Source organism: Bradyrhizobium sp. URHD0069 (genome assembly GCF_000701345.1).
Classification (GTDB): domain Bacteria; phylum Pseudomonadota; class Alphaproteobacteria; order Rhizobiales; family Xanthobacteraceae; genus Bradyrhizobium.
The window spans coordinates 1-5,949 of the sequence record NZ_JNIJ01000095.1; the positions used below are offsets into that span (position 1 = coordinate 1).

The following is a 5,949-nucleotide window of genomic DNA, read 5'->3' on the forward strand; positions in this document are numbered from 1 at the left end:
TTATGTTCTGCATCGGCCCAGGGTGGCCATCTCGGAACACCACAGGAGCAGCAAGCTTGTTCGCGCGATGCTTCCCGCTTTTGCCGAAAACAACTGAGGGATGATATGGCTGTTCAACGGTGCCTGCAGCAGCACCGAGCAAGGCTGAGTAGGCCGTGTAAAAAGGTCTTTGAAAGCCATGGCATGTAGCGCGCCAGAGCCATTCAGCTGCTCCCGGTTCTGTTGCGGGGGTTGCGTCTGTGTCTGATCAGGATCTGGTTCTCACGCGGTGCAAGAAGCTCACCGGAAATTAGCTGAATACGCTCAGCCGGGTCCACGCCGGAATTCAGATGAGACAATTAGCATGCTTCTATATTTGTTCGACCGGCGCGACGTGGTGGCTGCTATCAATAGGCTGCGCGCCGGGTACGGGGCTGCGCGTTGTGAAATGATCCCGAGTGCGAAGAACGCCAGAAGCTGCCGTGGCCGAAGCCGAGCGCGCGATTGATCGGCAGTTGGCTTCTAAAAAGCTGAGGCTGGTCCCGCTGGAGCACGGGGCTGAGCTAGAGGTCGCCGCAGGAACATCCTGAGCTGGAACGTTTAATCTTACAAATCGTTGGGCGGGCGTTCTGAACACTTTTGCCTATGAGGCCGAGATGAATGTCGCTCAAAGAAGAAAAAACCGTGGAGCGCTCTTCATCATCGCTCCATTAGTGATCGCCCTAGCTGCTATTTGGATCATCTATGATCCGTTTCGTCTGATCAGCAATCCCGAACCTGCTGAAGGAGGGTTTACACATACGCCGGCTTGGCTGTGGCTCATCGGAGTCGGCATACTCGGATTGATGTTAACCTATGGCATCTCACGAAGCCGCAACCGCAGCCGTGCCGAAGAGAACATGACGCAAGAGGCCACAAAGGACCTGTATCGGCGCGAAGAAAAGGATCGAGAGCGGAAGGACCTGCTGCCGTAAAAACCAATGTAACCTTTGAATTGCTGTTCCCCTTGTGTGGTGTCAGTGGCGTTCGTAAGAAAACCTGGGTGATCGGCATCAAAGGCGGGCTGGCGTCATCGGTCCACAAGGTGCCATCCGGCGAGCGCTGGATTCATGAAGTGAAGTTCGACGGCTACGGCATCCAGGTCCAGATCAGAGAAGGTCTTTATGCTTCTCATATTCCTCGCGTTCTCGGGACGCGCCACGTTATGGGCGAGTGACAGCAGTTAGCGCACTAACGGCATGTGCAATACCGGCACCATCGGCATAGGTCACCATGTGCCCAGCATCCTCAACGAGGTGCAGGACGGAACCCGGCAGCGCCCGGTGTAGATAACGCGCCTGTTCAGGCTCGATTAATTTGTCCGCTGTGCCGTGGAAGATGCGGACTGGACACCGAATGCTTGGATAACGAGACTGGAAGTGTGCCGCCGCCGGAACGAGCAAGGCACTTTCCTTGACAGCTGCCCTCAATACCGACCGCGGGGCAAGGACCTGATGAATGCCGGTCAGCTCGATTATGGTTTTGAGGGCGCATCCGCGAAAGACCTATAGTGCGACTACCACTCCGAATCCACGCACCGTTCTTCACTCCTTGATTCATTGTTCTTCCGTTTTGAGAGATAGGATGGTTCACCAGTTCGGAGCTCTTCCTAAATGCTGAGATAACGAACTCGAATCCTTTGATCACGACGCGGAAGAAGGCCTGTGGTCCGTTCCGAGGCCCACGCCCCGTTCTTCCGCCGGACCGCCACACAACAAACTTCACCCATGGAGTTGAGGCCGCGTGGCGCGTGGTTCTGCCCCGGCTTCAAAAGCACCTAAGCTGGAGCAAATCGTCTAACGTGAATCCGAACAGGAAAAAGCGCCAAGCTGGCAACGTCGCGAGCAGAAGCAGGATCGCGAAATTGAAATAGACCACCGATGGTGGTATACGCCTAAGTAACTCAAGTACTGCGCTCAGCGCTATGCAGAAAGGCGCCGGGCGCGCAGTCGAGGATTTCGAGCAGGTCATGATCCGGTATCATGGGACCGCTAACGACAGACTCGCAGCCTTGGCAAAGGCAGATGGCTCAAGATTCAGGCCGCGTCGCGCGCTACAAACTTATGAAAGCGGCTGACTTCGCCGTCCTTGGTTTTATCCTGGTACAAAAAGGCCAGACCCGCCTCATCGAACTTCTTGAAGAACTCGTCCCAGCTGATTTCCTCCAGAGCTTCTTCTTTCGGGCCGAAATCGATACGGAGGATTCCCGCATGGCCTTTCGTTTCAGTTGCTCTCACAGTCGCCGGCATGCCGTCCCGTTCCTCAGCCCATTTCTTGATCTTCTTGTGATCAGTGGTGGTGTGGCTTTCGCTCATTGCAATCTCCTGAAGAAGCGTCGTTCTCAATGTCAGAGTTTGGAGCTGCCGCAGTTGCTCAGTTGTCGGCGTTGCCCGAGTGCTGCGATTCCTCAAACGTGGAAAAATTCGTTCTGTTCCGGAGACTGCGGCCATTTAAGTCGGGACGAGCTGGTCCCCGGCGTCTGAATATTCGGTCCCTTAGCTGAAAACACCGGCAGAAACTATCTAGGCCGAGGGGGTGTTTCAACAGGCGGCCCGCCGATCGCCGCCGAGGTGTTGAAACTCAGCGCGAAGCGCTCGCCGGTGACGCCTACACGCGCTCGGTTGGGGCCTCCCGAACAGGATGGGTCTTTTCAGCCTGTTCCGAGCGGCCTTTTAGCGCTCGGCTTCCAGCGTCTCGAACTACGTGCCGGCACCTTCGTCCTTCGTCTCTTCGATTTTGTCGAGAACTCGCTCCGGGGCGATATCCGACGCAGCTTCCTGAAGCTCTGCCTTTTCCTCAGGATCAATATCGAATTCGCGGCCATGTCATTCAGCAGCCCGACCACCTTGGTAATCTCATGTTCCGTGAGGAGACTGATTTGGAGATCCAAGTCAGCTCTTTTGTCGGCAACAGCCGCCAGGCGGTTTTGTGAGATCAGTCCAAAGGTCGAGAGAAAGATTGCCTCAACCGATGCGACCATAGCAAGCACTACGAAGCAAGCTCTCGTCCCAAGCGGGTAAGCACCGTCGCCCCGCCGGTTCCTTAGCAGCCTTGATCCGTCATCTTTTCTGATGGTTCCGGGCTTTGGGTTTGCTTTGAAGCCGTCAGTTGGTCTTTGTCGGTCATCTTCGCTGATGGTTCGGCGTCTTGGGCCTGTTGTGCTGCCGCCGGCCGGCCTTGCAACTGCTTCTCAGAATCCTGCGCAGATGTCGCGACCTCTCCTGTTGCGCGGTTCATTGTACCAGTTGGCGTGTGCTCATTGGCCGCTGACCTTCCGGTACCGGTCGTCTGATCTGTACCTCCCGAGGGCGTTCCCGCTTCGGCGTCGCGCAGATTGGTGGACGTACCGGTAGTGTTGCATGGGCCAGCCTGCGCGGTGCCAACGGTCAAAATCATTGCGGCGCAGCCAGCGAGGATCAGCTGGTTCGTGATCATTGTGCCTCTCCATCCTTTGATCCTTCAGCATCTTCGGCGCTACTTCAGGATTCTACGGGAAACCATGTCGAGAGCCGGCGGTTCCGCTGGGGCAAGGGCCAACGCAAAGAAACGACCCCAGCGCGGGCTGCACACCGGGGCCGTCTTATTTCTGGATGCCATAGGTCGGCTGTGGCACCCATCACAGGGCTATTAGGACAAGTGGTCAAAAGAAGAGCACCAACGGGCGAAATTTGCTTTTCCCCTGTCTATTGGAAGTCGCGGGTCTAAGCTTGTTCCAACGTGCCGCCCAAACTGGCACGAATAACGCCGCCAACTTGCCCCGCCTCGATGTACCCCTCGGGCGGGGTTTTGTTTGTACCTTGCCATGGGCTGCACCGACAGATCGATCCCGCGGGATTGCGCTGTCCGATCATCCTGTCGCACGGCGCTGCTGGAACCTCGCCGCATACCACCGCCGCGCAAGAGCTATTCTTTTCAATCAGATTTGGGGTCTGGCTATCATCAGCCAGAATATGGCGGCAACCGCGGCGAAGGCCGGAACGCCAAACGCGCACCAGTGCCAAAAAATCCGATGATATTCGTCAGGAAGCGGCGCGTCATTTGCGACCGCTTTCGAGGCCAGGTCTCGCAGGCGCATCTGCATCCAGACCACCGGCAGCCAGAACGCGCCGGTGAAAACATAAAGCACGATCGACCAGACGATCCAGCCTTCGCGCAGGGAATATCCGGCTTGCAGGGCGAGTAGCCAGCCGGTGATCGGCTGCGCGATGACCGCGGTCGCGGTGAAAATGAAGTCGGCGATCACGACGATCCGCGCCACGCCCGCTATGACGACCGGCTTTCCCTCGAGGTGTGCCGCAAGCATGAAGAAGGCGATGCCGGTGCCCGTCCCAAGCAATACGGCAGCGCCGATAATATGAAGATACTTGAGAACCAGATACAGCATCACCGATCATCCAGAATCGCCAACGCAACGAAATGCAATACGATGATAGGCCAGATCTTCAGCATCGGTCCCAAGGGATCGGCCCAAAGTCGCGGCACAAGCATCGTGCCAATAACCGCATAAGCGAACGAAATGGCGATGGCCGCGCAGAGCCCGTAACGGCTGGTCGGCCGGTAGGCGATCGCAATTCCAATTGCAAGGTCGGCCAGGGCACCGGCGATGACCGTGAGCGCGGCCGTCGTGCCTTCGACGCCGCCCTCGCGCATGAGGCCGATGCCATAGCCCCACCCGGGACCCAGCGAGACCAATGCGGTTGAAACCCAAAATAGACACAAGACAATGAATGTAATTGGCTTGAGCAAATACATCCGCGCAAACCATCGCTCTTGTACGGAAGCCGGTTCGGCCGCCAAAAAGTCTCGGAGGCTTTTTGGACGAATGTTGAGCCGCTCCATATCGGCGACATCGCCCACTGCCCCTCGGACGATCTCCAGCCGGGCAGTGGTGCGCATCGGAGGGCGCCAGCCGAGAAGTGAAATCAGATCCCCGAGCCTGTACAAAACGTTCGTGAGAAACTGCGGCAGGCGGATTTCGCGTGCAGGCCGCCAGCGGCACCACCGACGGATGATCGAAACAACCTCGGCAAACGAATAGCGATCGGGACCTGCCAATTCTACAATTTGGCGGGAGGGCGCGCCCGGTTTAAGAAAATGTTCCACAGTTCGCACGACATCTTCAAGCAGTACGATCTGTAGCTGGCCGGTGTTCGGCATGATCGGAATGACAGGCAGGGCTGCCAGACCGCGCAAGAGGGCGCTTGCTCCGAACGCAGGGCGGCCGATCACCACGGACGGCCGCAAGATGACCCAATCTAGGTCGCGCGCCATCAGCGCGTTGTCTCCCGCACGTTTGGTCTTGGAAAAGGCGCTGGGGGTTTCCCGGTCCACGCCGATGGCTGAAAAATGAATGATCCGGCGGATTTTAAGCTGCTCACAAGCCGCAAAAAGGTTCGCAACGCCTTGATGATGAACCATGGCCATCGAATCGTTTGGGCCGTCCTGAAGCACTCCTGCGCAATTCACGATGGCTTCGACGCCGTCGAGATAAGGCAACCAGTAAGACCGCGAGGTTGCCTTGGAGATATCAACAGCGACACCGTTTGCGCTCGCACCCGGCGCGCTTCTGCTCATCGAAACAATCGAATGACCGCGCGAAGACAAATGAGCCACCACAGCCGATCCGATCAGTCCGGTCCCTCCGATAATGGCTACCTTCATGACGGCCCTCGGCTATCGGCAGTCAGGCTCGCTTCCGCAACCGCAACCCTCGAACCAGCTCCTCCAAATAGGGGAGCAGTTCGAAGACCAGGACGGCGGATAAGAACGCGGCGACGTAAGTCCACGGTAATGGATCCGGTTTTAACGCGATGCGAAAACGGGCAGCCTCAGGACCCAGCCCGAACAGGCTGAGAAATTGCGGCCAGTTGAAAATGATGACGATCACTATGCCGGTCAGGGGCATCAGTTCGAGAAAGCTATGCACCTGCT

General features: G+C 57.2%; 7 protein-coding genes and 2 pseudogenes. 3 read left to right on the forward strand and 6 right to left on the reverse strand.

The genetic code is table 11. The features are described 5' to 3' along the window. The 3 genes from N554_RS42490 to N554_RS42495 form a co-directional block, all read left to right on the forward strand. On the forward strand, positions 1-189 hold a 189-nt coding region (locus tag N554_RS42490), incomplete at its 5' end, for a hypothetical protein (protein WP_081851488.1). Between the two features lie 446 nt (positions 190-635). After that, a complete protein-coding gene (locus N554_RS36710; protein ID WP_036054607.1) occupies positions 636-953 on the forward strand; it encodes a hypothetical protein in 318 nt (105 codons plus the stop codon). A 68-nt stretch (positions 954-1,021) separates the two neighbouring features. After that, entirely contained in the window at positions 1,022-1,195 is a 174-nt protein-coding gene (locus N554_RS42495) for a hypothetical protein (protein WP_245283758.1), read from the forward strand. 859 nt (positions 1,196-2,054) lie between these two features. Here N554_RS42495 and N554_RS0129925 read toward each other — a convergent pair. The 6 genes and pseudogenes from N554_RS0129925 to N554_RS41315 form a co-directional block, all read right to left on the reverse strand. Next, entirely contained in the window at positions 2,055-2,333 is a 279-nt protein-coding gene (locus N554_RS0129925) for a hypothetical protein (protein ID WP_029586813.1), read from the reverse strand. A 384-nt stretch (positions 2,334-2,717) separates the two neighbouring features. Continuing rightward, positions 2,718-3,013: pseudogene (locus N554_RS36715) on the reverse strand (DUF1003 domain-containing protein); the annotation flags it as partial. Between the two features lie 47 nt (positions 3,014-3,060). Then, positions 3,061-3,453, reverse strand: coding sequence for a hypothetical protein (locus N554_RS0129935; RefSeq protein ID WP_051677793.1), 393 nt, complete (start codon positions 3,451-3,453; stop codon positions 3,061-3,063). A 481-nt stretch (positions 3,454-3,934) separates the two neighbouring features. After that, entirely contained in the window at positions 3,935-4,402 is a 468-nt protein-coding gene (locus N554_RS0129940) for a DUF2269 family protein (protein WP_029586815.1), read from the reverse strand. Further along, entirely contained in the window at positions 4,402-5,679 is a 1,278-nt protein-coding gene (locus N554_RS0129945; protein ID WP_029586816.1) for an SDR family oxidoreductase, read from the reverse strand. Before N554_RS0129945 ends, N554_RS0129940 begins: the two co-directional genes overlap by 1 nt. A 22-nt stretch (positions 5,680-5,701) precedes the next feature. Next, positions 5,702-5,949 (reverse strand): annotated as a pseudogene (locus tag N554_RS41315) (hypothetical protein); the annotation flags it as partial.

Coding starts and splice junctions, on each gene's coding strand:
- N554_RS36710 (WP_036054607.1), top strand. CDS start 636: ATGAATGTCGCTCAAAGAAGAAAAAACCGTGGAGCGCTCTTCATCATC.
- N554_RS0129935 (WP_051677793.1), bottom strand. CDS start 3,453: ATGATCACGAACCAGCTGATCCTCGCTGGCTGCGCCGCAATGATTTTG.
- N554_RS0129940 (WP_029586815.1), bottom strand. CDS start 4,402: ATGCTGTATCTGGTTCTCAAGTATCTTCATATTATCGGCGCTGCCGTA.
- N554_RS0129945 (WP_029586816.1), bottom strand. CDS start 5,679: ATGAAGGTAGCCATTATCGGAGGGACCGGACTGATCGGATCGGCTGTG.
- N554_RS0129925 (WP_029586813.1), bottom strand. CDS start 2,333: ATGAGCGAAAGCCACACCACCACTGATCACAAGAAGATCAAGAAATGG.